Source organism: Streptomyces sp. NPDC085927 (genome assembly GCF_044540975.1).
Classification (GTDB): domain Bacteria; phylum Actinomycetota; class Actinomycetes; order Streptomycetales; family Streptomycetaceae; genus Streptomyces; species Streptomyces hirsutus.
Map to the genome: position 1 here is coordinate 19,583 of NZ_JBITSN010000012.1, position 25,321 is coordinate 44,903.

The window sequence follows — 25,321 nt, forward strand, 5'->3', positions numbered from 1 at the left end:
CTGCGGAGGCGGGCGTCAGCCCTCGAGCTGCTCGTAGGCCGGCAGGGTGAGGAAGTCGGCGTAGTCCTCGTCGAGGGCGACCGTCAGCAGCAGATCGTGGGCCTGCTGCCAGTGGCCCGCCGCGAAGGCCTCCTCGCCCAGCTCGCCGCGGATGTTCGACAGCTCCTCCGCGGCGACCCGCCGGGCCAGCTCCGCGGTGACCGGCTCGCCGTTGTCGAGGACGACGCCCGCGTTGATCCACTGCCAGATCTGGGAGCGGGAGATCTCGGCGGTGGCCGCATCCTCCATCAGGTTGAAGATGGCCACCGCGCCGAGGCCGCGCAGCCACGCCTCGATGTAGCGGATGCCCACCTGGACCGCGTTGACCAGGCCCGCGTACGTCGGAGTGGCCTCCAGGGAGTCGATCGCGAGCAGGTCGGCGGCACTGACGTCGACGTCCTCGCGCAGCCGGTCCTTCTGGTGCGGCCTGCCGCCGAGCACCCGGTCGAAGGATTCCATGGCGATCGGGACCAGGTCCGGGTGGGCGACCCAGGAACCGTCGAAACCGTCGTTCGCCTCACGGTCCTTGTCGGCGCGCACCTTCTCGAACGCGACCTTGTTGACCTCCGGGTCCCGGCGGGACGGGATGAAGGCCGCCATGCCGCCGATCGCGTGCGCGCCCCGCTTGTGGCAGGTGCGCACCAGGAGTTCGGTGTACGCGCGCATGAACGGAGCCGTCATCGTGACCGCGTTGCGGTCCGGCAGGACGAACTTCTCCCCGCCGTCACGGAAGTTCTTGACGATGGAGAACAGGTAGTCCCAGCGCCCGGCGTTCAGCCCCGAGGCGTGCTCGCGCAGTTCGTAGAGGATCTCCTCCATCTCGTACGCGGCGGTGATCGTCTCGATGAGGACGGTGGCGCGCACGGTGCCCCGGGGGATGCCCACATAGTCCTGGGCGAAGACGAACACGTCGTTCCACAGGCGGGCTTCGAGGTGGGACTCCGTCTTCGGGAGGTAGAAGTACGGACCCTTGCCGAGGTCCAGGAGACGCTGGGCGTTGTGGAAGAAGTACAGCCCGAAGTCGACCAGGGCGCCGGGCACCTGGGTGCCGTCGGCGTCGGTGAGGTGGCGCTCGTTCAGGTGCCAGCCGCGCGGGCGCGTGACGACCGTCGCCAGCTCCCCGTCCGGGCGCAGGGCGTACGACTTGCCGGACACCGGGTCGGTGAAGTCGATGGTCCGGGTGTAGGCGTTGATCAGGTTGAGCTGGCCGAGGACCACGTTCTCCCAGGTGGGCGCGGAGGCGTCCTCGAAGTCCGCGAGCCACACCTTCGCACCCGAGTTGAGGGCGTTGATGGTCATCTTGCGGTCGGTGGGGCCGGTGATCTCGACCCGGCGGTCGTTCAGGGCCTCGGGGGCCGGGGCCACCCGCCAGGAGTCGTCCGCGCGGACGGCGGCCGTCTCGGGAAGGAAGTCGAGCGTGGAGGTGCGGGCGATCTCGGCACGGCGCTCCGCGCGGCGGGCGAGGAGTTCGTCGCGGCGGGGCGTGAACCGCCGGTGCAGCTCGGCCACGAAGGCGAGGGCCGCCTCGGTGAGGACCTCCTCCTGCCGGGGCAGGGGCTCGGCGTCGACGATGGCCAGCGGGTGCGGCGCTGGTGCGGACATCAGCTGTCACTTCCTTCGGCGGGCACGGCACCGGGGGGCCGGTCGGCCCGGGGACGGCGGAGAGCGCCCGGGGCGGGCCGGAGGGGCGCTCCGGGCTGTGGATAGTAGTTTCCTTATCGTGGAAGTTCAATGGTCTGTTGATGTCGGGGCGCCTCGGGTCGGGCGGGGGGCGCCCGCTCACCCGAGGCGGCTCAGGTCCTCCTCGGTGTCGATGTCGTAGGCCTCGGCCACGTCCCCGCACTCGACGAGGGCGATGTCGTCCGCGTGCTCCTTCAGGTAGGCGCGTGCTCCCTGGTCGCCGGTCGCGGCCGCGGCGACACCGGCCCAGTGCGTGGCCCCGAACAGGACGGGGTGACCGCGTACGCCGGCGTAGGTGGCCGAGACGAGGAGGTCCTGCGCCTCCCCTCCCTCTCGCGCGTCCTGCGGGTACCCCGTCTCACGTGCCGCGTACGCGGCGAGTACCCGCGCGACCGCCCGCGGGCCGATTCCGGGCTGGTCGACCAGCAGGACCAGGGCGGCCCGCGCTTCCGTACCGGCCAGCGAGGCGAGCCCGGCCCGCAGGGACGAGCCCATGCCCCGCTCCCAGTCCGGGTTGTCGACGAGCACGCAGTCCGGCAGCTCGGCGCGCGCGCGGACGTCGTCCGCCCGCGCGCCGAGCACCACGTGCACGCGCGCGCAGCCGCCCGCGCGCAACGCCCCTACCGCGTGCTCCACCAGCGGTCGCCCCCGGTGGGTCAGCAGCGCCTTGGGCCGGCCGCCCAGCCGCCGTCCACCGCCCGCCGCGAGCAGCAGCCCCGCCACCTCTCCAGTGGCCCGTCCCGAGTCCGGGCCCGTCCGACGTGTCGTCATGCGTTCTGCATACCTCAATACCCCGCGGGCCGCCGGGCGCCGGAGGAACCCGGCGGGTGGCGCCGGGGTGGCGCGACGGATGACGGGACGGACGGCGCGGAAGGCGCGGAAGGGGCGGAAGGGGCGGGAACGGGCGGAGACAGGGAGCGCGAAGGGGCGCATCCGGCCTGCGATGTCACGCTGTGGAGCAAGCCGATAACGCAGCGGGCTGGCGCGGAGGGGGTGGGGTGGCGTTTACTGGCGCGCACCGGCCGACGGGGCGGCGGGGCCGGTGGGGAGGCGCACCACCGCGTGCGAGGGGGAGGACTGTGTTGCGGAGCGTAGAGCAGCGGCATGCGACCGGCAGTCGAGAGGGCGATCCACGGGTGACGGAGCTGCGCTCCGCCGTGGCCCGGCTGCGCCGTCAACTGGCGGCCCATCCCGCGGAGTTCCCCGATCGGGGCATCGCGGAGGACGAACTCGCCGCACTGGACGCCCACGCGGCCTGCGGCAATCCCGAGATTCCCCGGTTACGCCGTTCCCTGCTGCTGATCGCCGGCGCGATCGGCTCGGTGAGCGCACTGGGCCGGGGGCTGGGCGAAGTGCGGGACGCGGTGGATCTGTTCGGACCGTCACCGAGGGTTTGACGCACATCTGTTCGCACGCCTCTCGAAAGGGGGGCGTGCGCGGGCGCTGTGGCCGCGATGGGTGACCGGGATGAACCGGGCGGGCCGCGTCAGACCGTCGGGCCGCCGCCCGGGGTGGTGAGCACTTCGGAGAGTTCCGCCGCCACCTGCTGGAGCACCGGCACGATCCGCTCCGTCGCCGCCTCGGTGACCCGCCCCGCGGGGCCGGAGATGGAGAGGGCGGCCGGGGTGGGGGCGTCGGGCACGGGGACGGCGAGGCACCGCACGCCGATCTCCTGCTCGTTGTCGTCGATGGCGTAGCCCTGGCGGCGCACCTCGTCGAGCGCGGCCAGGAAACCCTCCGGCGTGGTGATGGTCCTGTCCGTCGCCGCGGGCATTCCGGTGCGGGCGAGCAGGGCCCGTACGTCCTGCGGGGGGAAGCCGGCCAGCAGGGCCTTGCCCACACCGGTGGAGTGCGGCAGGACCCGGCGGCCGACCTCGGTGAACATCCGCATGGAGTGCTTGGACGGCACCTGTGCGACGTACACGATCTCGTCCCCGTCGAGCAGTGCCATGTTGGCCGTCTCGCCGGTCTCCTCCACCAGGCGGGCCAGATACGGGCGCGCCCAGGTGCCCAGCAGCCGGGAGGAGGACTCGCCGAGCCGGATCAGGCGCGGGCCGAGCGCGTACCGGCGGTTGGGCTGCTGGCGTACGTAACCGCACGCGACCAGGGTGCGCATCAGGCGGTGGATCGTCGGCAGGGGCAGCCCGCTGCTCGCCGACAGTTCGCTGAGGCCGACCTCGCCGCCCGCGTCCGCCATTCGCTCGAGCAGGTCGAAGGCGCGCTCGAGGGACTGCACTCCGCCGCCCGGGGTGGATCGGACGGAGCCGTTGGTGCTGGCGCTGGACGTCGGCACGGCACGTTCCTTTCGGACTGGCGGGAAGGAGGAAGCCTACCCGGCGGCCGGGTCGACTGACTGTCTGCGCATTCACGCATTCTGCTTCCCGGAAGTTTAATTCCGCTTCATGGAATCGTCCAGGGATCGGCCGCCGGTGCCCGTGCGGGCAGGGTGCCTCTTGACGGCATCGGGGCGGGAGTGAAGACTCCTTCAACAGAACGTTGAAATCGGGTGAGGGGGGTGCGGGTGTCCGACGCCGAACTGGTGCTGCGCTCGACGCGCGTCATCACTCCCGAGGGGACACGCGCCGCGTCGGTCGCCGTCACCGACGGCACGATCACGGCCGTCCTGCCGCACGAGGCGCCGGTCCCCCGGACGGCCCGCCTGACGGACCTCGGCGACGACGTCCTGCTGCCCGGCCTGGTCGACACCCACGTGCACGTCAACGACCCGGGCCGCAGCGAGTGGGAGGGCTTCTGGACCGCCACCCGCGCGGCGGCGGCCGGCGGCATCACCACGCTCGTCGACATGCCGCTCAACTCCCTCCCGCCGACCACGACGACCGCCCACCTGCGCACCAAGCAGCGGGCCGCCGCCGGCCGGACCCATGTCGACGTCGGCTTCTGGGGCGGCGCACTGCCCGGAAACGCCGAGGACCTGCGACCGCTGCACGAGGCCGGAGTCTTCGGCTTCAAGGCATTCCTGTCGCCGTCCGGCGTCGACGAGTTCCCGCACCTCGGACAGGACCGGCTCGCCCGGACCCTGGAGGAGATCGCCGCCTTCGACGGGCTGCTGATCGTGCACGCCGAGGACCCGGACCGCCTCGCCGCCGCCCCGCAGCACGGCGGCCCCAGATACGCCGACTTCCTCGCCTCCCGCCCGCGCGACGCCGAGGACACCGCCGTCGCCCGGCTCCTCGCACAGGCGAAACGCCTCGACGCGCGCGTGCACATCCTGCACCTGTCCTCCAGCGACGCGCTGCCGCTGATCGCCGGGGCCAGGTCCGACGGGGTACGCGTCACCGTCGAGACCTGCCCCCACTACCTGACCCTCACCGCCGAGGAAGTCCCGGACGGCGCCAGCGAGTTCAAGTGCTGCCCGCCCATCCGTGAAGCCGCCAACCAGGGCCCGCTCTGGCAGGCGCTGGCGGACGGCGTCATCGACTGCGTGGTCACCGACCACTCCCCGTCCACCGCCGACCTCAAGACGGCCGACTTCGCCACCGCCTGGGGCGGCATCTCCGGCCTCCAGCTCAGCCTGCCCGCCGTCTGGACCGAGGCCCGCGAACGGGGACACGGCCTGGAGGACGTCGTGCGCTGGATGTCGGCGCGGACGGCGGAAATCGTCGGCCTCGACGACCGCAAGGGCGCCATCGCGCCCGGCCGGGACGCCGACTTCGCCGTCCTGGCCCCCGACGACACCTTCACCGTCGACCCGGCGGGGCTCCAGCACCGCAACCGTGTGACGGCGTACGCCGGCAGGACCCTGTACGGCGTCGTGAAGTCCACCTGGCTGCGCGGCCGGCGCATCATGGCCGACGGCGAGTTCACCGCACCACAGGGCCGGCTGCTGACCCGCGTCTCCTGACGGGGCGAGGAAGGAACAGCGGCAGACGTCCGGCGCCCGCCGGCCAGGAACGCGCCCGCCCACTGCCCCGACCACCGAAAGGCAGGACCGGATTCCCGTGACCGCGCAGCACGCCCACCCGGCGTCCCGCTTCACCGGCGCCGCGCGTCCCTACGGCGGCGGTGACCCGTACGCGGACTACCGCACCGCAGACTTCCCCTTCACCCGGCTCATCGACCTCGCCGACCGCCGGCTCGGCGCCGGTGTCGTCGCCGCCAACGACGAGTTCTTCGCCGAGCGCGAGAACCTGCTGCTGCCCGGTCGTGCCGTGTTCGACCCCGAGCGCTTCGGCCACAAGGGCAAGATCATGGACGGCTGGGAGACCCGGAGGCGCCGCGGCCCCTCCGCCGGGCACCCCTGGCCGACGGCGGAGGACCACGACTGGGCACTCATCCGCCTCGGCGTGCCCGGAGTCGTCCACGGCATCGTCGTCGACACCGCCCACTTCCGCGGCAACCACCCCCGGGCCGTGTCGGTCGAGGGCGCCTCGGTGCCCGGCTCCCCGGGGCCGGAGGAACTGCTGTCGGGCGAGGTGACGTGGACGACGCTGCTCCCGCGCACCCCGGTGGGCGGCCACGCGGCCAACGGCTTCGCCGTACCGGCCGACCGGCGCTTCACCCACCTGCGCCTGTCCCAGCACCCCGACGGAGGCATCGCGCGCCTGCGGGTGCACGGCGAGGTCGTCCCGGACCCGGTGTGGCTGGAGGCCCTGGGCACCTTCGACGTCGTCGCCCTGGAGAACGGCGGCCGGGTCGAGGACGCGTCCGACCGCTTCTACTCACCGCCCGCGAACACCATCCGGCCCGGCCGCTCCCGACAGATGGACGACGGCTGGGAGACCCGGCGCCGCCGTGACCAGGGGCACGACTGGATCCGCTACCGGCTCGCGGCCCAGGCGGAGATCCGCGCCCTCGAGATCGACACCGCGTACCTGAAGGGCAACAGCGCCGGCTGGGCCTCGGTGTCGGTGCGCGACGGCGAGGACGCGGGGACGGATGAGGGCGGGGGAGCCGGTGACTGGCGGGAGATCCTGCCGCGCACCCGTCTCCAGCCCGACACCAACCACCGTTTCGTCCTCCCCGCCCCGGCGGTCGGCACCCACGCGCGCGTGGACGTCTTCCCCGACGGCGGCATCTCCCGCCTGCGCCTGTTCGGCTCGCTCACCGAGCAGGGCTCGGCCGCCCTGGCCGCACGCCACCGGGAGCTGGGCGGCTGACCCGCCGACGACCCGTGCGGCGCACCGGTGCTGTGCGGCTGGTGCGCCGCGCGGGTCCCGGTGTCCTACGGCACGGTCACGCCGCGTGCCCCCCGTCCACCGCGAACTCCGCACCGGTGACATAGGAGGCGCCGGCCAGGTGGGCGATCGTGGCGGCCACCTCGTCGGCCGTGCCGAAGCGCCCCAGGGCGGTCATCGCCGCCTGACCGGGGCCGTGGGGGCCGTCCGCCGGATTCATGCCGGTGTCGATCGGGCCCGGGTGCACGACGTTCGCCGTGATGCCCCGCCCGCCCAGCTCCCTCGCCAGCGCCTTGGTCAGCCCGACCAGGGCCGCCTTGCTCATCGCGTAGAGCGTGCCGCCGGGCCCCGGGACGCGCTGGGTCATGCAGGTGCCGAGCGTGATGATCCGCCCTCCCGCCGTCATGTGCGCGGCGGCCGCGCGGGAGGCCAGGAAGACGCCGCGTACGTTCACGGCGAGGACCCGGTCGACGTCGGAGACGGTCAGGGTGTCCAGCGGGCCGAGTACACCGATGCCCGCGTTGTTCACCAGGACATCGAGGCGGCCCAGTGACCGCACCGCGGCGGCCACGGCCCCGGCGGCCTCGTCCGCGTCGGCGGCGTCGGCGCGCAGTGCCACCGCCCGGCGCCCCAGCGCCCGGACGGTCCGTACGACGTCCTCGGCGGCCTCCTTGCCGTTGACGTAGGTGACGGCCACGTCCGCGCCCTCGCGGGCCAGACGCAGGGCCGTCGCGGCACCGATGCCCCGGCTGCCGCCGGTGACCAGCGCCACCTTGCCGAGAAGGGCGCCTTCCGGGTGGGGAAGCGTGTTGTCGGAGGTGTGAGCCGTGCTGTCGGCGAGAGGAGAAGTCATGCGTCCATCCCAGCGGCCGGCGCGGGAAGGCGCTGGCGGCGAACGGACGTCGAGGTCGTCGGCCCAGTGCGGTCCGGCCGGCCTCGCCCCGCGGTGGAGTGGGGGTCCCGCGGGGCGAGGGGCTCCCTGGGGAGAGGCCCCGGACGCGCATTGCCGGTCAGGCTCCGGCAGGCGTACCGGACAGGCTCCGGCTGCCGTACGGACAGGCTCTAGCAGTCGTGGTCGACGAGGTCGAACGACGTGTAGTGGTCGGCCGTGTAGTAGTCCTCCTCGTACTCCTCACCGGTCACGACGCGGCGGGCACCGCGGGTGTCGGAGCCGGGAGTGATCACGGTGTACTCGTGGTAATAGCCGGTGGACTGGCCGGGCAGGAGGCCCTCGCGGTTCTGGAAGACGGTGCCGTCCTGCTCGAACGGGAAGGGGCCGCCCTGCTCGATCAGGTCCAGCGTGTCGTGGGCCTGGGAGGGCAGATCTCCGTAGCAGATGCTGCCGACCGCCGTGGGGGCGGCGCCCGCCGGGGCGGCGGAGACGGCGCCGCCGACGAGGAGGGCGGACAGCAGGGCGGCCGAGGTACCGACGCGTGTGATCCGTGGGGGGAATCTCATTCCCTCATGATGACGCGCGTAGAAGGTGGCATGTCAATGACAAGCTGGAGATTTTCCCGGCCGCGTGCGATCCGTTCCCGGAACCTTCACGGGTCGTCCTCAGCCGGACTTCGGGTTCTCCGCCGCGGCCAGCAGGGCGATGCCCAGGACGAGCAGACTGATACCGGCGTAGATCTCGAAGCCGTCCAGGAATCCCAGTCGCTGCACCACGCCCACCTTCCAGTCGGTGAACTCGTGCACCAGGCTCGCGACGCCCTGCAACAAGGCGATGAATCCGAGAATCTCCAGCAGCTTCTTCATGCGGAAGACGATGGCCGCGCGCCCCCGGGGCGTACATCGGCCGCCGGGCGGTTCTCCCGTGAGGAAAGTCTCCGTCCTCTCGGGGCGGGCACGCCGAAAGTCTGCGCTCCCACGACTTTGGTGGGCGATGCCGTCCGCCCCGCGGTGGGACGGGCGGGCCCTGCGTAGATTCGTCGACTGTGATGAGTAGTGACAAGGTGGCGCGGGCCGCCCCGGTGTTCCTGGGGCGCAGATGGTTCTTCCCGTCCGCCCTCGTCCAGGAACTCGACCCCGATGCCGCCCGGTTCGGGCGCCGGCCCCGGCGCACCGCGCGCGACTGGGTCGTCGACTTCACCTGTTTCATGCTGGCCGTCGGCGTGGGTCTGCTGGGCGCCGACACGGTCACCGCCAACCCCGCCGTCCCGCATTCGCTGGCCGTCGTCGACCAGGTGATCGGGGCGCTGTCCTGCGCCGCGATCTGGCTGCGCCGCCGCTGGCCGCTCGGACTGGCCGCGGTGATGACCCCCGTCAGTTTCGTCTCGGAGACCTCCGGCGGCGTGGCCGTGATCGCCCTGTTCTCCCTCGCCGTGCACCGTCCCTTCCGGTACGTGGCCTGGGTGGGAGGCGTGCACGCGCTGCTCGTCCCGCTGTACTTCTGGTGGCGGCCGGACCCCGAACTGCCCTATCTCGCCTCGCTCGTCCTGTTCACGGTGCTGATGGTCGCGGTCGTCGGCTGGGGCATGTTCGTCCGGTCCAAGCGGCAGCTGATGGCGCACGCGGCGGGCACCACCGCCGACGCGCGGCGCGCGAGCGCACGCGCGCGCCTGGCCGCCCTCAACGACCGTGAACGCGAGGTCGCCGTGGCGGTCGGCCGGGGGCACTCCAACGCCGGGATCGCCGCCGAGCTCTACCTGAGCGTGGCCACCGTCAAAACCCACGTCTCCCGCATCCTGGCCAAGCTGGACCTCAACAACCGCGTGCAGATCGCCCTGCTCGCCCACGACGCCGGGTTCCTGGACGGCACCGAGGAGCGTTAGCGTCGCCGGTGCCCGTCCGATCCGCCGCCCGAAGGAGCCCCGTCCCCATGACCGCGTCCCCCGGACTCGACCTGACCACGGCCCAGCAGGCGCTGGACAGCCAGCCCTTCAGCCGGCTGCTCGGCGCGCGCGTGACCGCCTTCGGGGAGGGCGCGGCCACCCTCGAGATCGACGTCCGCGCGGAACTCCACCAGCAGAACGGCTTCCTGCACGGCGGCGTCCTCTCCTACGCCGCCGACAACGCCCTCACCTTCGCGGGCGGCACCGCGCTCGGCCCGTACGTCCTCACCGGCGGCTTCTCCATCCAGTACCTCCGTCCGGCCACCGGGCGCACCCTGCGCGCCCGTGCCGAGGTCGTGCACGCCGGCCGCCGCCAGGCCGTCGTCCGCTGCGACCTGCACACCCTCGACGACGACGGCACCGCGACCCTGTGCGCGGTCGCCCAGGGCACGGTCCTGCCGGTCTCCGTGCCCTGAGCACCTGACGCCCGTCGCCCGAGCGCCCCGCGCCCGGGGGCGGCGCTCACCCGTAGGCCGCCACCGCCCCGCCCGCGATCTCCATCAGCCGTACCGGCCTGCGCTCCCGCCGGGACAGCTCGCACGCCTCCGCGACGCGCAGCGCCTGGAGGGCCTCGCGCCCGTCGCAGGGATTGGCCCGCTCGCCCCGCACCACCTCGACGAACCCGGTCAGTTCCGCCTCGTACGCGGGCCCGAAGCGCTCCAGGAAGCCCGTCCACGGCTTGTCCGCGGCCGGGGGCCCGGTCGGCTCGGTGGACGCGATCGGCGTACGGTCGTCCAGGCCGACCACGATCTGGTCCCGCTCCCCGGCGAGCTCCATCCGCACGTCGTAGCCCGCGCCGTTCATCCGCGTCGCGGTGAGGACGGCGAGCGTGCCGTCCTCGAGGGTGAGGAGCGCCGCGCCGGTGTCCACGTCGTCCGCCTCGCGGAACATCGCGGGCCCCGCGTCGGACCCGGCGGCGTAGACGTCCACGATCTCCCGGCCGGTCACCCAGCGCACGATGTCGAAGTCATGGATCAGCGTGTCCCGGTACAGCCCGCCGGACTGGGGCAGATATCCGGCCGGCGGCGGCTCGGGATCACTGCTCATGGCCCGTACGGTGTGCAGCCGGCCGAGCCGGCCCGAACGCACCGCCTCCCGCGCGCCGGTGTAGCCGGGGTCGAACCGGCGCTGGAAGCCCATCTGCAGGACGGTTCCGGCCGCCTCGACCTCCGAGACCGCCTGTAACGTGCCCGCGAGGTCGAGGGCGATGGGCTTCTCGCAGAACACCGGCAGCCCCGCACGGGCCGCCCGGCCGATGAGTTCGGCGTGGGCGGACGTGGCCGTGGTGATCACCAGGGCGTCCACCCCCCAGGTGTAGATCTCGTCCACCCCGGGCGCCGCCGTCTCACCGAGCCGGTGAGCGAGGGCCTGTGCCCTGGCAGGGTCGGCATCCGTGAGGATCAAGGATCCGACGTCGCGATGCCTGCTGAGTGTGTGGGCGTGAATGGTGCCGATACGGCCCGTACCGATGACCCCGATGCGCATGGGAACAAACTGCGGCCCGCGCCCCTCCCTGTCAATCCGTATGTCCGGACAATCGAACTACGCCACTTCCCGTCCACCGCGCACGGGACTACGCTCGGGCCGTGCCCAAACCAGGAGTGGACCCGACCGTGCAGCTGGAGCTGAGCGTGGACCGCGGCTCTCCCGTGCCGCTGTACTTCCAGCTGTCCCAGCAGTTGGAGGCGGCCATCGAGCACGGCAGGCTGACCCCCGGGAGCCTGCTGGGCAACGAGATCGAGCTGGCCGGGCGCCTCGGCCTGTCCCGGCCGACCGTCCGCCAGGCCATCCAGTCCCTCGTCGACAAAGGCCTGCTCGTGCGGCGGCGCGGAGTCGGCACCCAGGTGGTGCACAGCCAGGTCAAGCGGCCCCTGGAGCTCAGCAGCCTCTATGACGACCTGGAGTCCGCCGGTCATCGCCCCGCCACGAAAGTCCTGGTCAACACGGTCGTCCCGGTCTCTCCCGAGATCGCCGCCGCCCTCGGGGTGGCCGAGGGGAGCGACGTGCACCGCATCGAGCGGCTGCGGCTCGCGCACGGGGAGCCGATGGCGTACATGATCAACTACCTGCCCCTCGGGCTGCTCGACCTGGACACCCGGCAACTGGAGGCCACCGGCCTGTACCGGCTGATGCGGGCGGCCGGGATCACCCTGCACAGCGCCCGCCAGACCATCGGAGCCCGCGCCGCCGGGGCCGCCGAGGCCGAGCGGCTCGGCGAGGAGCGGGGCGCCCCGCTGCTCACCATGCAGCGCGTGACCTTCGACGACACCGGCCGCACCGTGGAGTTCGGCACCCACACCTACCGGCCCGACCGCTACTCGTTCGAGTTCCAGCTGCTCGTACGGTCGTGACGCCCCCGCACCCCGGCCTCCTTTCCCGGCCCTGAAGTCCCGGTGAACCCCAGGTGACCCGAGGCACTTGAGGCGGTCTCCGTCGCTTTGTCCGGACAATGTGACCAGATCGCGGGACGGAGTGCCGAAATGTCAGGGATGCCCCCTCGGGAGGAGTCGCACCGGAACGTACGGGGAAAACTGCCAGGAAGCCGTTCGAGAGCAACCGGGAAGCCGCCGGGAAGCGGCCGGAAGTGCCCCGGAGGCGTCACGCGTCACGTGCTCCCCTCGCTCCCGAGTACGCCACCCAGGGTCACCGTGAGGCAGAATCGGCGACGATGAGCACCTACCGCGACCTCACACTCCCCAGGGCGCTGAGTTCCGCCCGGGCGGGCGCCGCCCCCATCGGCTCCCGCCGTGCTCCCGTGCTCCGCACGGTCGGCACCCGGGAACGCCGCTCGCACCTGACGGCACCGCGCGTGCCGACCGTCGGCATCGACATCGGCGGCACGAAAGTGATGGCGGGCGTCGTCGACGCCGACGGCAACATCCTGGAACGGCTCCGCACGGAGACCCCGGACAAGTCCAAGAGCCCCAAAGTCGTCGAGGACACCATCGTCGAACTGGTGCTTGACCTGTCCGACCGGCACGACGTGCACGCGGTCGGCATCGGAGCGGCCGGCTGGGTCGACGCCGACCGCAACCGCGTGCTGTTCGCCCCCCACCTGTCGTGGCGCAACGAACCGCTGCGCGACCGGCTCGCCGGCCGGCTCGCCGTTCCCGTCCTGGTCGACAACGACGCCAACTCCGCCGCCTGGGCCGAGTGGCGCTTCGGCGCGGGACGCGGCGAGGACCACCTCGTCATGATCACGCTGGGCACCGGCATCGGCGGCGCGATCCTCGAGGACGGCCAGGTCAAGCGCGGCAAGTACGGCGTCGCCGGCGAGTTCGGCCACATGCAGGTCGTCCCCGGCGGCCACCGCTGCCCCTGCGGCAACCGCGGCTGCTGGGAGCAGTACAGCTCCGGCAACGCACTGGTCCGCGAGGCACGCGAACTGGCCGCCGCCGACTCGCCGGTCGCCTACGGGATCATCGAGCACGTCAAAGGGAACATCGCCGAGATCAGCGGCCCGATGATCACCGAGCTGGCCCGTGAGGGCGATGCCATGTGCATCGAGCTCCTCCAGGACATCGGCCAGTGGCTCGGCGTCGGCATCGCCAACCTCGCCGCCGCCCTCGACCCCTCCTGCTTCGTCATCGGCGGCGGGGTCTCGGCCGCCGACGACCTGCTGATCGGCCCCGCGCGGGACGCGTTCAAGCGGCACCTCACCGGCCGCGGCTACCGCCCCGAGGCCCACATCGTCCGCGCCCAGCTCGGCCCCGAGGCCGGCATGGTCGGCGCCGCCGACCTCGCCCGCCTGGTCGCCCGCCGCTTCCGCCGTGCCAAGCGCCGCCGGGTCGAGCGGTACGAGCGCTACGAGCGGTACGCGGAGGCCGGCCGAGCCACCCAGGAGACGCTGTGACGGGCGACGTCCCCCACCGGACCGGCCGTCCCGGCGGGCCCCGGCCGCCCGAGGGCCGCGGGCGCATGATCCGCCGCAGGGCGCTCACCCTGCTGATCATCGTGCTGCTCATCGGTGTCCCGGCCGGGTATCTGATGATCTCCGCCAACCAGAGCCGGGCCAGCGGCAAGGACAAGGAGGCCAGGTACTCGGCGAACAGCCTGACCCAGGGCTGGCCGTCGAAGGTGCAGCGCCGCCTCTACCAGGTGCCGATCCCGCACCCCGCCTGGTGGGTGGCCACCTACGAGACGAACAACTGGAAGACCAGCCGCCTCTACGTCGAGTTCGAGACCACCGACGCCGGCCTGAGCGCCTTTCTCACCAGCATGGGCGTGCAGCAGGACGACCTGAAGCGGGACGACATCACCATCAGTGAGCGCGACCGGGAAGTCACCGGCTGGAAGTTCGACCGGCCCGGCATCTGGTCCGGTCTCGTCAACGAACAGAAGAACCCCGCGCCCACCCACGACGTCGTCGTCAACGAGGGCAAGCCGGGCTTCCCCAGGGTGTACGTCGTCTCCCGGACGGTCCCCTGATCCGCACCGCCGCTCCCCGCCCGTGAACCGGGGGTGCCCGGTCCGCCCGGATCCGGGCGCGGAACCGGTTGTCAGTGCCCGCCCGTAGAGTCGAAGGCGAACGGTCCGACGACACGCGTGGGCATGCACGGGGACGGGCGGGAGGTGACAGGGCGCATGAGCGAGGGGACCGTGACGGCCGAACGGCACACGGCCGGTACGGGCACGGGGGAGACCGGCCCGGCGGATGCGGCGATCGCGGACGCCGCCGCGGAGATCCCCGTCGGTCTCGCCGCCGTCTTCCTGCCGTCGGCCCTGCCGCGCGACGGACGCATCGCCTTCTACGACCCCGGGAGCGGCCCCGCCGAAGCCGCGCCGGAGCACGCTCCGCGCACGCGGCTCACCGTCACCCGCCCGCACGGCGACGGGGTCCGGCGGCGGACGGTCACCGCGTTCTCCCTCCCTCTCGACGAGGCCCTGCCGCTGCTGGTCCGCGCCCGGCACGACCCCGCGGCGCACCCCGCCACCGCCTGCTGGGGCGCCGCCGCCCTGCACGCCCTGCGGCTCACGGCGCGCGGCCGGCTGCTGCCCGGCCTGACGGCCACCGGCCATGACGCCTGGCGGGCAGGGCCCCTCGACCCGGACGACGTGGCACACCTGCGCGCGGTGGCCGCGGCCCTGCCCTTCGAGGGGCACGCCGTCCCGCTGCCCGGCCCCGGCCCGCTCCGGCTGCCGCAGCCGGAAGCCCTGGTCCGCGCCTTCCTGGACGCGGTCGCGGACACCCTGCCCCGTACCCCGGCCGCGCCGTACGCCTCGGGGCCGGCGTTCGCCGCCCGCAAGGCCCAGCGGTTGCCCGGTGCCCAGGACTGGGCCGCCGAGGTCGCCGCCGGCATGGACGCCGGCGTGCGCGTCTCGCTCCGCCTCGACCTCTCCGCGTACGACCTGTTCGACGGCGCCGACGAGGGGGCGGGAGGCACCGGCGCGCGCGGTGCGGGTGCGGCGGTCGTCCAGGTGCACAGCCTCGCCGACCCCACCCTCGTCGCCGACGCGGCAGCCCTGTGGGCGGGGACGGCGGACCACGCGTTCGGCCCCCGCGCGCGCGTGGACGCCGCCCTCGCCGTCCGCCGGGCCGCCCGCGTCTGGCCCCCACTGGACCGGCTCTCCGACCAGGACGTACCCGACGTCCTGGCCCTGTCCGAGGACGAGCTGAACGACCTGCTCGGCGTCGCCGCCACCCGCCTCGCCGCGGCCGGTGTCGCCGTGCACTGGCCCCGGGACCTGGCCCAGGACCTGACCGCGACGGCGGTGGTCCGGCCGGCCCCCGGATCGGCGACCGACGGGAGCGGCTTCTTCGAGAGCGAGGACCTGCTGCGCTTCGGCTGGCAGATCGCGCTCGGCGGCGACCCGCTCACCGAGGCCGAGATGGACGCCCTGGCCGAGGCCCACCGCCCCGTCGTCCGGCTGCGCGACCAGTGGGTGCTGGTCGACCCGGCCCTCGTCCGCAAGGCCCGCAAACGGGAGCTGGGCCTGCTCGATCCCGTCGACGCGCTGTCCGTCGCCCTCACCGGTACCGCGGAGGCCGACGGCGAGACCGTCGAGGCGGTCCCCGTCGGCGCCCTCGCCGTCCTCCGGGACCGCCTCACCGCGGGCGTCCGGCCCGCCGACCCGCCGCCCGGACTCGACGCCACCCTGCGCGACTACCAACTGCGGGGCCTGGCCTGGCTCGACCTCATGACCTCCCTCGGCCTCGGCGGCTGCCTCGCCGACGACATGGGCCTCGGCAAGACGATCACCCTCATCGCGCTGCATCTGAAACGGGACCGCGCCGAGCCGACCCTGGTCGTCTGCCCCGCCTCCCTGCTCGGCAACTGGCAGCGGGAGATCACCCGGTTCGCCCCCGGCGTCCCCGTGCGCCGCTTCCACGGCCCGGACCGGACCCTGGAGGACCTGACCGGCGGCTTCGTCCTCACCACCTACGGCACCATGCGCTCGGCCGCCCCGACACTGGCCGCACAGCGCTGGGGCATGGTCGTCGCCGACGAGGCGCAGCACGTCAAGAACCCGCACTCGGCCACGGCGAAGGCACTGCGCACCATCCCGACCCCCGCGCGCGTGGCCCTCACCGGCACCCCCGTCGAGAACAACCTCTCCGAGCTGTGGGCCCTCCTCGACTGGACGACCCCCGGACTCCTCGGCCCCCTCACGTCCTTCCGCGCCCGGCACGCCCGCGCGGTGGAGGCCGGCGAGGACGACGAGGCCGTCGAACGGCTCTCCCGCCTGGTGCGGCCCTTCCTCCTGCGACGCAAGAAGTCCGACCCGGGCATCGTCCCCGAACTGCCGCCCAAGACCGAGACGGACCACCCCGTCCCGCTCACCCGCGAACAGGCCGCGCTCTACGAGGCGGTGGTGCGCGAGTCGATGCTCGCCATCGAGACAGCCCAGGGCATGGGCCGCCGGGGCCTGGTGCTGAAGCTGCTGACCGCGCTGAAACAGATCTGCGACCACCCGGCGCTCTACCTCAAGGACGAGCAGGCCCGGGCCGGCGGCGGCCGCCTCGCGGCCCGCTCGGGCAAACTCGCCCTGCTGGACGAACTGCTGGACACCCTCCTCGCCGAGGACGGATCGGCCCTGGTCTTCACGCAGTACGTCGGCATGGCCCGGCTGATCACCGCGCATCTGACCGAGCGCGCGGTGCCGGTCGACTTCCTCCACGGCGGTACGCCGGTACCGGAGCGGGAGCGCATGGTGGACCGCTTCCAGAGCGGCGCGACCCCCGTCCTGGTCCTGTCCCTGAAGGCGGCGGGCACCGGCCTGAACCTCACCCGCGCGGGCCATGTCGTCCACTTCGACCGCTGGTGGAACCCGGCGGTCGAGGAGCAGGCCACCGACCGCGCCTACCGCATCGGCCAGACCCAGCCGGTCCAGGTCCACCGCCTGATCACCGAGGGCACGATCGAGGACCGCATCGCCGAGATGCTCGAGGCCAAGCGGGCCCTCGCCGACGCGATCCTCGGCTCCGGCGAGTCGGCCCTCACGGAACTGACCGACCGCGAACTGTCCGACCTGGTCTCCCTGCGGAGGACGTCATGACCCCCCGCCCCTCCGACGAGGCCCGGGAAGCCCTGCGGGCGGCCCGCAGGCGTGCGGGCACCGATCCGGTGCCGGACGCGGGGGAGGACGGGAAACCCGCGGGGGCCCGGGAACAACGCCCCGGAGACGTGGCCCGCGACGCCCTGCGCAGGGCCGTACGGGCCCGGCGCGCGACGGACACGGGGAGCCCGGGGACGGAGGACGGAGAGGGCGACGGGGACGGGCACAGGGCTGCCGGGGACGTGAAGGCCGACCCGGGCCCGGAGACGGAGGGGGAGACGGCGACGGGTCACCAGGGCCCGGCGACCGCATCGGCGCACGGTGACGCCGCTGCCGGCACCGGGGTACAGGCGGAGCGGCGCGCAGGGGAGCCGGACGGCGCCGTCCCGCCGCCCGCCGCCGACGGCATCCGGAGCCGTGCGGACCACCCGGACCGACCGGACCCGGAGCCTCAGCCCGCCCGGCGTCCCGGAGACATCGCGCGGGAGGCCTTGCGCTCGGCCCGTCAGGAAGCGCTGCGCGCGCGAACGGAGACCGACGACCGGCCCTCCCCCGAGCGGCCCTCCCCCGAGGGGCCCTTCCCCGAGCGGTCCTCCGACGAGCGGTCCTCCCACGACCGGCCTTCCCCCGGCCGATCCTCCGCCGCCCGGGCAACCGGCGACTGGAGGAGCGACGACCGGGAGAGCACCGCCGGCCCACGCACCGGCCGTGTCCCGTCGGACACCGCCCCCCGCGTTCCTCGCCTTCCCCGCACCACCCGAGGCGACCGAGCCACCGGTGTCCGGGCCGCCGATGCCCGGTCGGGCGAGGAACAGGTCCCGGAGGCGGGAACACCCGCGGTACGGGACCTGCTCACCGGCGCCGTCCCCTCACTCCCGCTCCCGCCCGCGCCCTCCGACGCGGCCGAACCGTCCCCGAAGCCCGACGGCCCCCCTCACAAGCCGCCGACCGCCCACGAATCCTCGGAGCCCCCGACGCCCCTGGCCGCTCAGGGGCTCCCGTTCCCCGAGGCGCCCCCCGCCACTCCCCGGACGCCCCGCTCCATGGCCGCCCCCACCCGGGACGGCGAGCTGCGCCGTACCTTCCCCGCCTTCCCGCCCCGCACCGAGGGCGGCACGGGGTTCGCCGACACATGGTGGGGCGACGCGTGGGTCACGGCGCTGGAGGAGGGGGCGCTGGACGCCGCGCGGCTCGCGCGCGGACGCGGCTACGCGGAGCGGGGGCACGTCGACGCCATCACCGTCACCCCCGGCCTCGTCCTCGCCTACGTCCAGGGAAGCCGGCCCCGCCCGTACCGCGTGCAGGTACGGCTGCGCACCTTCGCGGACGCCGAGTGGGAGCGGTTCCTGGACGCGGCCGCCGACCGGCCCGGCCACATCGCGGCCCTGCTGGACAAGGAGATGCCCCAGTCCCTCGCCGACTGCGGGGCCCCGCTGCTGCCCGGCCCCGGCGACCTCGACCCGCGGTGCAGCTGCCCCGATTCCGGCCATCCCTGCAAGCACGCCGCCGCCCTCTGCTACCAGACCGCCCGGCTGCTCGACGCCGACCCGTTCGTGCTGCTCCTGCTGCGCGGCCGGGGCGAGCGCGACGTGATCGACGCCCTGTCCCGGCTCAGCGCCGCCCGCACGGCCCGTGCCGCCCGGGACAGGGAACCGGAGCCCCTCCCCGCAATGCGGGCGGGTGAGGCCGTCGCGCCGCGCGCCCTCCCGCCGCTTCCGGCACCGCTGCCCCCGCCCCCGCACCCGGAGCAGCCCCCGGCGTACCCGGCGGCCCCGGGCGGCCCCGACCCGTTCGCGCTCGACCAGCTCGCCACCGACGCCGCCGCCCGCGCGCACGCCCTGCTCACCACCGGCCGCGACCCCGTCGCCCGGCTCACGCTGTGGCAGGACGCCGTGCGGCTCGCCGCCGCCCGCCCCGGCTCCGGACTCACCGCCGCCACCCGCGCGCTGTACTCCTCCCTCGCCCGCGCGACCGGGCGCACCCCCGCCGAGCTGGCCCGCGCGGTCGCCGCCTGGCGCCAGGGCGGCCCGGCCGGGCTCGAGGCCCTGGAGGACCCCTGGGACCCGCCGGCCGGCCGTTTCGACCGCGCCCGCCCCCTCCTCCTCGCCGCGGACCTGCCCGCCTTCCGCCCCTGGCACAACCACCTCACCCACCCCCGGGGGCACCTCCAGCTCCGCCTCGGCCGCGACCACCTCTGGTACGCGTACGAGTCCGAGCCCGGCCAGGACGACTGGTGGCCCCGCGGCACCCCCGACCCGGACCCCGTCGGAGCCCTCACCGGCCTGGACACCCCGGGTACTCCGTGATGCGCCGGGTGCCCGGGGCGGCACACGAACGTGGTCCGTCGGTGGGTCTCAGGAACGACCTGCCGCAGATCCCGCGCCTCGTGGACGACTTCGACTTCGCCGTCAACGAGGAGTGCGCACAGTACGGCGAGTGCGCCGAGCTCACTCCGTTCATCGAGGCGGGCAGGGCGGCCTTTCACGTGGAGTACGCGGAGCCGACCGGAGAGTTCTGTGCCGAGTCCCGCGATCTGAGGCTGTCGTCCATGCGGAAGAAGCCGGAACTGGGGGTGCGGCGGCACCCGTGCCGGCCCGAGCGTGAGAGGTGAGAACGTGCAGAGCGTGAGTGAGACACCACCGAACACCTGCAATACCGCTGAGACGGGCCGGAGGAGGCCCCGGTCCTGATTCCGGGCCCCTCGCTCGGCACGACGTGGCACAGGTGGTAACGGCCGTCCGGGGGCGTCCAGTCGATCCACGACAGGTGCATAATGCCAGGTCGGAGAGTCGAGGCCCGGAGGCGTCCGCACAGTCGGTGAGACCTGTGCGAGAGCGTGTGGGACGACGGAGTCCCGCCGGGGCACTTCGGATCCGGTGGTCGTCGCGGCACCCCGCCCCAAGGGGCGGGACGGACTTCGGGATCCGCAGGGAGCGGAAGCCACGGAGGCCCGGGAAGCTCCGGCTCGTGCGGCAGGAATGCTTCCGGCTCGTGCGGACGGGACTGAACGGCCCGAGTGGCGAACGGCTGGGTCGTTGTTGCTGTGGCCGGATCGCACAGCGGAAAGCCGCAGGTGTGGTCGCAGGCGCTACAGCGGCCGGCCGTGAGGCCGGTGAGCCCGGGCATGTGCCTTTTCGCCGGGCCTGGTCGCGAGCCACACTCTGCTCCGCCGGAAGGTGTCGGAAGCAGCCATACCGGTCGGCTGTCGTGCGTCCTTAAGGTCGTCGCGTTGCGGGAAAGGCCATGGCGCACAGGTCGGACGATGTGCGCGCCTGGGCCGTTCGGGGCGTACACGCCCCTTGACGGAGAGGGGCAGTATGGGGCTGGACAAGACGGTCGACAGCATGGACGAGGCGGTGGCGGACATCCCCGAGGGGACGTCACTGGCCGTCGGCGGGTTCGGATTGTGCGGCATACCGAGTGCGTTGATCGCCGCGCTGCTGGAGCAGGGTGCGGGTGGTCTCAAGGTCGTCTCCAACAACTGCGGAGTGGACGACTGGGGGCTGGGGCTCCTGCTACGGGCCGGCCGGATCGCGCGCATGACCAGTTCGTACGTGGGTGAGAACAAGGAGTTCGCCCGCCAGTACCTGAGCGGCGAGCTGGAGGTGGAGCTGGTGCCGCAGGGGACGCTGGCGGAACGGCTGCGCGCCGGCGGGGCGGGCATCCCGGCGTTCTACACGCCGGCCGGGGCCGGGACGCAGATCGGAGACGGCGGGCTGCCCTGGCGGTACGCCCCGGACGGGCAGGTCGCGGTGGCGTCGCCGCCGAAGGAGACACGGACGTTCGACGGCCGTGAGTACCTGCTGGAGGAGGGCATCAGGACCGATTACGCCCTGGTGCGGGCCACCATCGGGGACCGTCACGGCAACCTGGTGTTCCGCTCCTCGGCCCGCAACTTCAACCCGCTGGCCGCGATGGCCGGTCGCGTCACCGTCGCCGAGGTCGAGCATCTGGTGGAGCCGGGTGAACTGGATCCGGACGAGGTGCACTTGCCGGGGGTGTTCGTACAGCGGGTGGTCCGGGTCCTTCCCGACGATCCGGCCGCCGAGCGGCGGATCGAACGACGGTGTGTGCGTGCCGAGCAGGAAGGCAGTGCCTGACATGGCGCTCACTCGCGAGCAGATGGCGGCCCGGGCCGCCCGCGAACTGGTGGACGGCACGTACGTCAACCTCGGCATCGGCCTGCCCACTCTCATCCCGAATCACCTGCCGCCGGGCGTCGAGGTGGTGTTGCAGTCCGAGAACGGCATCCTCGGCGTCGGCCCGTACCCGCTCGAGGAAGAGATCGACTCGGACCTGATCAACGCGGGCAAGGAGACGGTGACGGTGCTGCCCGGGGCATCCTTCTTCGACTCCGCGCTGTCCTTCGGCATGATCCGCGGCGGCCACATCGACACCGCCGTGCTGGGGGCCATGCAGGTGGCGTCCTCCGGGGATCTGGCGAACTGGATGATCCCGGGAAAGATGGTCAAGGGCATGGGCGGTGCCATGGACCTGGTCCACGGGGCCCGCCGGGTCATCGTGCTGATGGAGCACACCGCCAAGGACGGCAGCCCCAAGCTCGTCGCGAAGTGCGATCTGCCCCTGACCGGCACGGGTGTCGTGCAGCGCGTCATCACTGATCTCGCCGTCATCGACATCACCCCCGACGGGTTCTCACTGGCCGAACTCGCCCCCGGGGTCGGCGTCGGCGACGTGCGCACCGCGACAGGCGCCGACCTGCTCGTGCCCGCACATCTGGAAGCGCCTGCGGGTGTCTGACTAACAGATCCATGCCGGTGGCACAATCCCCGCGCGTTCCTGTCGTGGCAAGCGGGCTGTGGGGATCCCTGCCATACCGTGGCTCGTCAGCCACGCCCTACGGTGCCGGACACCGGGCCACTTCGGCTGAATCAAGCCAGGAGTGCGCCCGGTGTCCCCCCATGACACCGAGGGAGCCGCCATGCAGTCGCCGTTCCGGGGAACCACCGCCCCGCTGTCCCGTATCCCGTCCGTACCGCCCCCGGTTGCGTTGCCGCGCCCGTCGGGGCGTGGGCGGCGCGGATTGCTGTCCCGCCTCGTGGCAGTCATGGTCTTCGCCCTCGCCGCTGCCCTGGTCGGTCCGGCGCCTACGGCCCATGCCGCGGTCGGCCTGACCAAGGTCACCGACTTCGGCGCCAACCCGGGCCAGTTGAACATGTACGTCTACCGGCCCGCGTCCCTGCCCGACCAGCCGGCGGTGGTGTTCGCGCTGCACGGCTGCAGCCAGGACGCCCAGACGTACGCCGACAACTCCGGCCTGCCCGAACTCGCCGACCGGCACAAGTTCCTGGTGGTGTTCGCCGAGACCACCTTCGCGAACAACATGGGCAAGTGCTTCAACTGGTTCCAGCCCGCCGACAACCGCAGAGGCCAGGGCGAAGCCGCGTCGATCCGGCAGATGGCCGCGCACACGGTCTCCGCCTACGGCGCGGACGCCCGGCGGACCTACGTCACCGGTCTGTCCGCCGGCGGCGCCATGACGTCGGCGATGCTCGCCACGTATCCGGACGTCTTCCGGGCCGGCGCGGTCGTCGCGGGTCTGCCCTACGGCTGTGCCGACGACCTCATAACCGCAGGCACGTGCATGAGCCCCGGAACCGACCTGACCCCGGCCCAATGGGCACAGCGGGTTCGCGACGCCCATCCCTCGTGGTCCGGCCCCTGGCCCCGCGTGGCCGTCTGGCACGGTGACAAGGACACCAAGGTCGTCCCCCGCAACGCCGACGAACTGCGCGACCAGTGGACCGCACTGCACGGCCTGTCCCAGAAGCCGACCCGCACGTCCGTGATCGGCCCGAACTCCACCCGGCACGAGGAGTACGCCGCGGCGGACGGCTCGGTGGCCGTCGAGGTGAACCGCGTCCCGGACATCGGGCACGCCACGCCGGTCGATCCCGGTAGCGGGGCTCAGCAGTGCGGCAGCACCGGCACCGCCAACTTCCAGGACTCCATCTGCTCCAGCCACTGGATCAGCCAGTTCTTCGGCCTGTCGGAACCCTTCGAGGACAATGAACTGCCCGCCCCGACCGGTCTGACCGTGAGCGATGCCACCGACACCACCATCCGCCTGAGCTGGGACCCCGTCGACGGCGCCGACGGCTACCTCGTCCACCGCGACGGTGCCCTGCTCGCCACGGCAGACGCCACGTCCTACGCCGACACCGGCCTGGCCGCGGGCTCCTCCCACACCTACGCGGTCGCCGCCCGTGACGCCGACGGCGAGCCGGGACGGTTCTCCGGCGCGATCAGCGCGCGGACCACCGGCGGCGTGACCGCCTGCTGGACCGCCACCAACTACGCCCACGTTCAGGCAGGACGCGCCACAACCAGCGGCGGCCACACCTACGCCAAGGGCTCGGAACAGAACATGGGTCTGTACAACATATTCGTCACCCACACCCTGAAGGAGTCACCCGCCGGCCACTTCACCGTCGCGGACGGAACCTGTACCTGACCCGGGGCCGGTCATGGCCGTGGACGCCTCCCCACAGCACCCACGGCCCTGTGCCCGTCATGGTGGCGGTCCACCTGAGAGAAGCCGCCGTCATGGCGGGCACACACATGTTCCCGTGCCGGATGCGCCGCCTAGCCTCCAGCCCGTCCATCCACCGCCGTCCACTGGAGGCTCTCCATGGCTTTGCCCATCGGCGTCAGTTCGAGCCGGAGAGGGCGCACCGCACTCGGTGCTCTCGCCCTGGCCACTGCCGTAGCCCTGCTTCCCTCATCGGCCTCGGCCCGGCCGGCCCCCGACCGCGCCGCCGGCCACTGCGCCAACCAGTCCCATCTCCGCGTCCCGGGTGCCGCTCATCAGCAGGCCGACTGTCTGAACGAGCTGACCACGGCGGGAACCGTGGCATCCGGCCACACCGACCCGGCCGACTGGGCCGGCCTCACCCCGAAGGACCTCACCGTCCCCGAGGGTGTGCCGGGTATTCAGATCGACGGCTACTTCCCCGACTCCTCGACCACCAACACCAACCACGGTTGGAACCACGACTCGCAGTTCGTCATCCGGCTGCCCGACCGCTGGAACGGCGGGCTGATCGTGGCCGGCACCCCCGGCAACCGTGAGCAGTACGCCAACGACCGGGCCATCGCCGACTGGGTGCTCGCCCGCGGCTACGCCTACGCGGCCATCGACAAGGGCAACACCGGTATCACCTTCTACCGTGACGGCTCCCGGCCCGGAGACGCCGTCGCCGAATGGAACACCCGGCTCACCCAGCTGACCCGCGCCGCCCGCGCGGTGGTCGCCCAGCGGTACCACCGGCCGCCCGTGCGCACTCTGGCCACGGGAATGTCCAACGGAGGCTACCTCGTGCGGTGGCAGTTGGAGAACCACCCCGAGCTCTACGACGGCGGCGTCGACTGGGAAGGCGCCCTCTGGCACGCGAAGGGCCCCAACCTGTTCACCTTCCTGCCGCCCGCCCTGCGCCACTACCCCGCCTACGCGGCGGGCGGCCCCGGCGCCGAACCGGCACGCAAGGAACTGCACCGCGCGGGCTTCCCGGCCGGCTCGGAGTTCCTGTGGCCCTTCCACCACCAGGTCTACTGGGACCTGACCCAGCGCATCTACCGCGAGGAGTTCGACCCCTCCTTCGACGGTGCGACGGAAGCCGGCACACCGTACTGCGCCTCCAAGACACTCGGTTGCGACGCCGACTACGACTACGCCACCCGTCCGGCCAAGGTCCACAAGGCCGTGCAACGCGTCGCGCTGACCGGCCGCATCGGCAAGCCGCTGATCACCGTCCACGGCACGCTGGACGTCCTGCTGCCCAGCAGTGAGAACTCCGACGTCTACTCCCGCATGATCCGTGAATCGGGCCGCGGCCACCTGCACCGCTACTACCGCATCGAGGACGGCACGCACACCGATTCCCTCGTCGACAGCTTCCCCGACCGGCTCCGGCCCCTGCTGCCCTGCCACCGCTCGGCCTTCACCGCTCTGGAGAGCTGGCTCACCACCGGGCATCGTCCGCCCGCGAGCCACACCGTCGTCCGGCCCGAAGGCGCCGCCCCGGCGAGCCTGCTCACCAGCTGCCGTCTCGACGGGTGACCACCCGGCGGCCGCGGCCCTCCGCCACGGCCGCCGCATGCTCTGCCCGGCCGAAC

At 73.1% G+C, this 25,321-nt stretch carries 21 protein-coding genes and 2 pseudogenes; 16 read left to right on the top strand and 7 right to left on the bottom strand.

What is annotated here, in order from left to right:
- Positions 1 to 15: 15 nt before the first annotated feature.
- Both aceB and ACIF80_RS26935 read right to left on the bottom strand, forming a co-directional pair.
- On the bottom strand, positions 16 to 1,641 hold the full coding sequence (gene aceB, locus ACIF80_RS26930) for a malate synthase A (RefSeq protein WP_399809454.1): 1,626 nt from the start codon (positions 1,639 to 1,641) through the stop codon (positions 16 to 18).
- A 177-nt stretch (positions 1,642 to 1,818) separates the two neighbouring features.
- On the bottom strand, positions 1,819 to 2,490 hold the full coding sequence (locus ACIF80_RS26935; protein WP_399809456.1) for an NTP transferase domain-containing protein: 672 nt from the start codon (positions 2,488 to 2,490) through the stop codon (positions 1,819 to 1,821).
- 308 nt (positions 2,491 to 2,798) lie between these two features.
- On the opposite strand from ACIF80_RS26935, the gene ACIF80_RS26940 reads away from it, so the two are divergent.
- Positions 2,799 to 3,116, top strand: coding sequence for a DUF5955 family protein (locus ACIF80_RS26940; RefSeq protein WP_399809458.1), 318 nt, complete (start codon positions 2,799 to 2,801; stop codon positions 3,114 to 3,116).
- An 89-nt stretch (positions 3,117 to 3,205) separates the two neighbouring features.
- Here the strand turns inward: ACIF80_RS26940 and ACIF80_RS26945 are convergent, their stop codons facing one another.
- Positions 3,206 to 4,012: an IclR family transcriptional regulator gene (locus ACIF80_RS26945; RefSeq protein WP_399809460.1), complete on the bottom strand. Its 807-nt coding sequence runs from the start codon at positions 4,010 to 4,012 to the stop codon at positions 3,206 to 3,208.
- Between the two features lie 228 nt (positions 4,013 to 4,240).
- Between ACIF80_RS26945 and allB the strand changes: the two genes are divergently transcribed.
- Together allB and alc are read left to right on the top strand one after the other, a co-directional pair.
- Positions 4,241 to 5,581 carry an allantoinase AllB gene (gene allB, locus ACIF80_RS26950; RefSeq protein WP_399809462.1) on the top strand — a complete coding sequence of 447 codons (1,341 nt, stop codon included), beginning with the start codon at positions 4,241 to 4,243 and terminating at the stop codon, positions 5,579 to 5,581.
- 97 nt (positions 5,582 to 5,678) lie between these two features.
- Positions 5,679 to 6,836 carry an allantoicase gene (alc, locus tag ACIF80_RS26955; protein WP_399809463.1) on the top strand — a complete coding sequence of 386 codons (1,158 nt, stop codon included), beginning with the start codon at positions 5,679 to 5,681 and terminating at the stop codon, positions 6,834 to 6,836.
- Positions 6,837 to 6,912: 76 nt separating this feature from the next.
- Here the strand turns inward: alc and ACIF80_RS26960 are convergent, their stop codons facing one another.
- From ACIF80_RS26960 to ACIF80_RS26970, 3 genes are all read right to left on the bottom strand, one after another.
- Complete coding sequence (locus ACIF80_RS26960) at positions 6,913 to 7,707, bottom strand: SDR family oxidoreductase (RefSeq protein ID WP_399809465.1); 795 nt, start codon at positions 7,705 to 7,707, stop codon at positions 6,913 to 6,915.
- 209 nt (positions 7,708 to 7,916) lie between these two features.
- Entirely contained in the window at positions 7,917 to 8,312 is a 396-nt protein-coding gene (locus ACIF80_RS26965) for a ribonuclease domain-containing protein (protein WP_399809467.1), read from the bottom strand.
- A gap of 99 nt (positions 8,313 to 8,411) precedes the next feature.
- Positions 8,412 to 8,612 carry a hypothetical protein gene (locus ACIF80_RS26970; RefSeq protein ID WP_399809469.1) on the bottom strand — a complete coding sequence of 67 codons (201 nt, stop codon included), beginning with the start codon at positions 8,610 to 8,612 and terminating at the stop codon, positions 8,412 to 8,414.
- Between the two features lie 182 nt (positions 8,613 to 8,794).
- Between ACIF80_RS26970 and ACIF80_RS26975 the strand changes: the two genes are divergently transcribed.
- Positions 8,795 to 9,628 (top strand): response regulator transcription factor, encoded by an 834-nt coding sequence (locus tag ACIF80_RS26975; RefSeq protein WP_399809471.1) that lies wholly within the window; start codon positions 8,795 to 8,797, stop codon positions 9,626 to 9,628.
- A 47-nt stretch (positions 9,629 to 9,675) separates the two neighbouring features.
- Positions 9,676 to 10,104, top strand: coding sequence for a PaaI family thioesterase (locus ACIF80_RS26980; protein WP_399809473.1), 429 nt, complete (start codon positions 9,676 to 9,678; stop codon positions 10,102 to 10,104).
- Positions 10,105 to 10,150: 46 nt separating this feature from the next.
- On the opposite strand, the gene ACIF80_RS26985 is transcribed toward ACIF80_RS26980, so the two are convergent.
- Positions 10,151 to 11,173 carry a Gfo/Idh/MocA family oxidoreductase gene (locus ACIF80_RS26985; protein WP_399809474.1) on the bottom strand — a complete coding sequence of 341 codons (1,023 nt, stop codon included), beginning with the start codon at positions 11,171 to 11,173 and terminating at the stop codon, positions 10,151 to 10,153.
- Between the two features lie 128 nt (positions 11,174 to 11,301).
- On the opposite strand from ACIF80_RS26985, the gene ACIF80_RS26990 reads away from it, so the two are divergent.
- The 11 genes and pseudogenes from ACIF80_RS26990 (at position 11,302) to ACIF80_RS27040 (ending at position 25,265) form a co-directional block, all read left to right on the top strand.
- On the top strand, positions 11,302 to 12,039 hold the full coding sequence (locus ACIF80_RS26990) for a GntR family transcriptional regulator (protein WP_399809721.1): 738 nt from the start codon (positions 11,302 to 11,304) through the stop codon (positions 12,037 to 12,039).
- A 317-nt stretch (positions 12,040 to 12,356) separates the two neighbouring features.
- Positions 12,357 to 13,541 (top strand): ROK family glucokinase, encoded by a 1,185-nt coding sequence (locus ACIF80_RS26995; protein ID WP_399809476.1) that lies wholly within the window; start codon positions 12,357 to 12,359, stop codon positions 13,539 to 13,541.
- The gene (locus ACIF80_RS27000) at positions 13,538 to 14,116 is read left to right on the top strand and encodes a sugar kinase (RefSeq protein WP_399809478.1); all 579 of its coding nucleotides are present in this window, start codon (positions 13,538 to 13,540) and stop codon (positions 14,114 to 14,116) included. Before ACIF80_RS26995 ends, ACIF80_RS27000 begins: the two co-directional genes overlap by 4 nt.
- A 156-nt stretch (positions 14,117 to 14,272) precedes the next feature.
- Positions 14,273 to 17,185: a DEAD/DEAH box helicase gene (locus tag ACIF80_RS27005; protein ID WP_399809479.1), complete on the top strand. Its 2,913-nt coding sequence runs from the start codon at positions 14,273 to 14,275 to the stop codon at positions 17,183 to 17,185.
- Entirely contained in the window at positions 17,182 to 19,491 is a 2,310-nt protein-coding gene (locus ACIF80_RS27010) for an SWIM zinc finger family protein (protein WP_399809481.1), read from the top strand. The genes ACIF80_RS27005 and ACIF80_RS27010 overlap by 4 nt, the downstream gene beginning before the upstream one ends.
- A 2-nt stretch (positions 19,492 to 19,493) precedes the next feature.
- Positions 19,494 to 19,796 (top strand): annotated as a pseudogene (locus ACIF80_RS27015) (endo alpha-1,4 polygalactosaminidase); the annotation flags it as partial.
- A 13-nt stretch (positions 19,797 to 19,809) separates the two neighbouring features.
- A pseudogene (locus tag ACIF80_RS27020) lies at positions 19,810 to 19,913 on the top strand (3-oxoadipate enol-lactone hydrolase); the annotation flags it as partial.
- 589 nt (positions 19,914 to 20,502) lie between these two features.
- Positions 20,503 to 21,285 (top strand): CoA transferase subunit A, encoded by a 783-nt coding sequence (locus ACIF80_RS27025; RefSeq protein ID WP_399809483.1) that lies wholly within the window; start codon positions 20,503 to 20,505, stop codon positions 21,283 to 21,285.
- 1 nt (position 21,286) lies between these two features.
- Positions 21,287 to 21,946 carry a CoA transferase subunit B gene (locus ACIF80_RS27030; protein ID WP_399809485.1) on the top strand — a complete coding sequence of 220 codons (660 nt, stop codon included), beginning with the start codon at positions 21,287 to 21,289 and terminating at the stop codon, positions 21,944 to 21,946.
- Positions 21,947 to 22,253: 307 nt separating this feature from the next.
- Entirely contained in the window at positions 22,254 to 23,660 is a 1,407-nt protein-coding gene (locus ACIF80_RS27035; RefSeq protein WP_399809723.1) for a PHB depolymerase family esterase, read from the top strand.
- Between the two features lie 177 nt (positions 23,661 to 23,837).
- Positions 23,838 to 25,265 (top strand): tannase/feruloyl esterase family alpha/beta hydrolase, encoded by a 1,428-nt coding sequence (locus ACIF80_RS27040; protein WP_399809487.1) that lies wholly within the window; start codon positions 23,838 to 23,840, stop codon positions 25,263 to 25,265.
- The last annotated feature ends 56 nt before the right edge of the window (positions 25,266 to 25,321 follow it).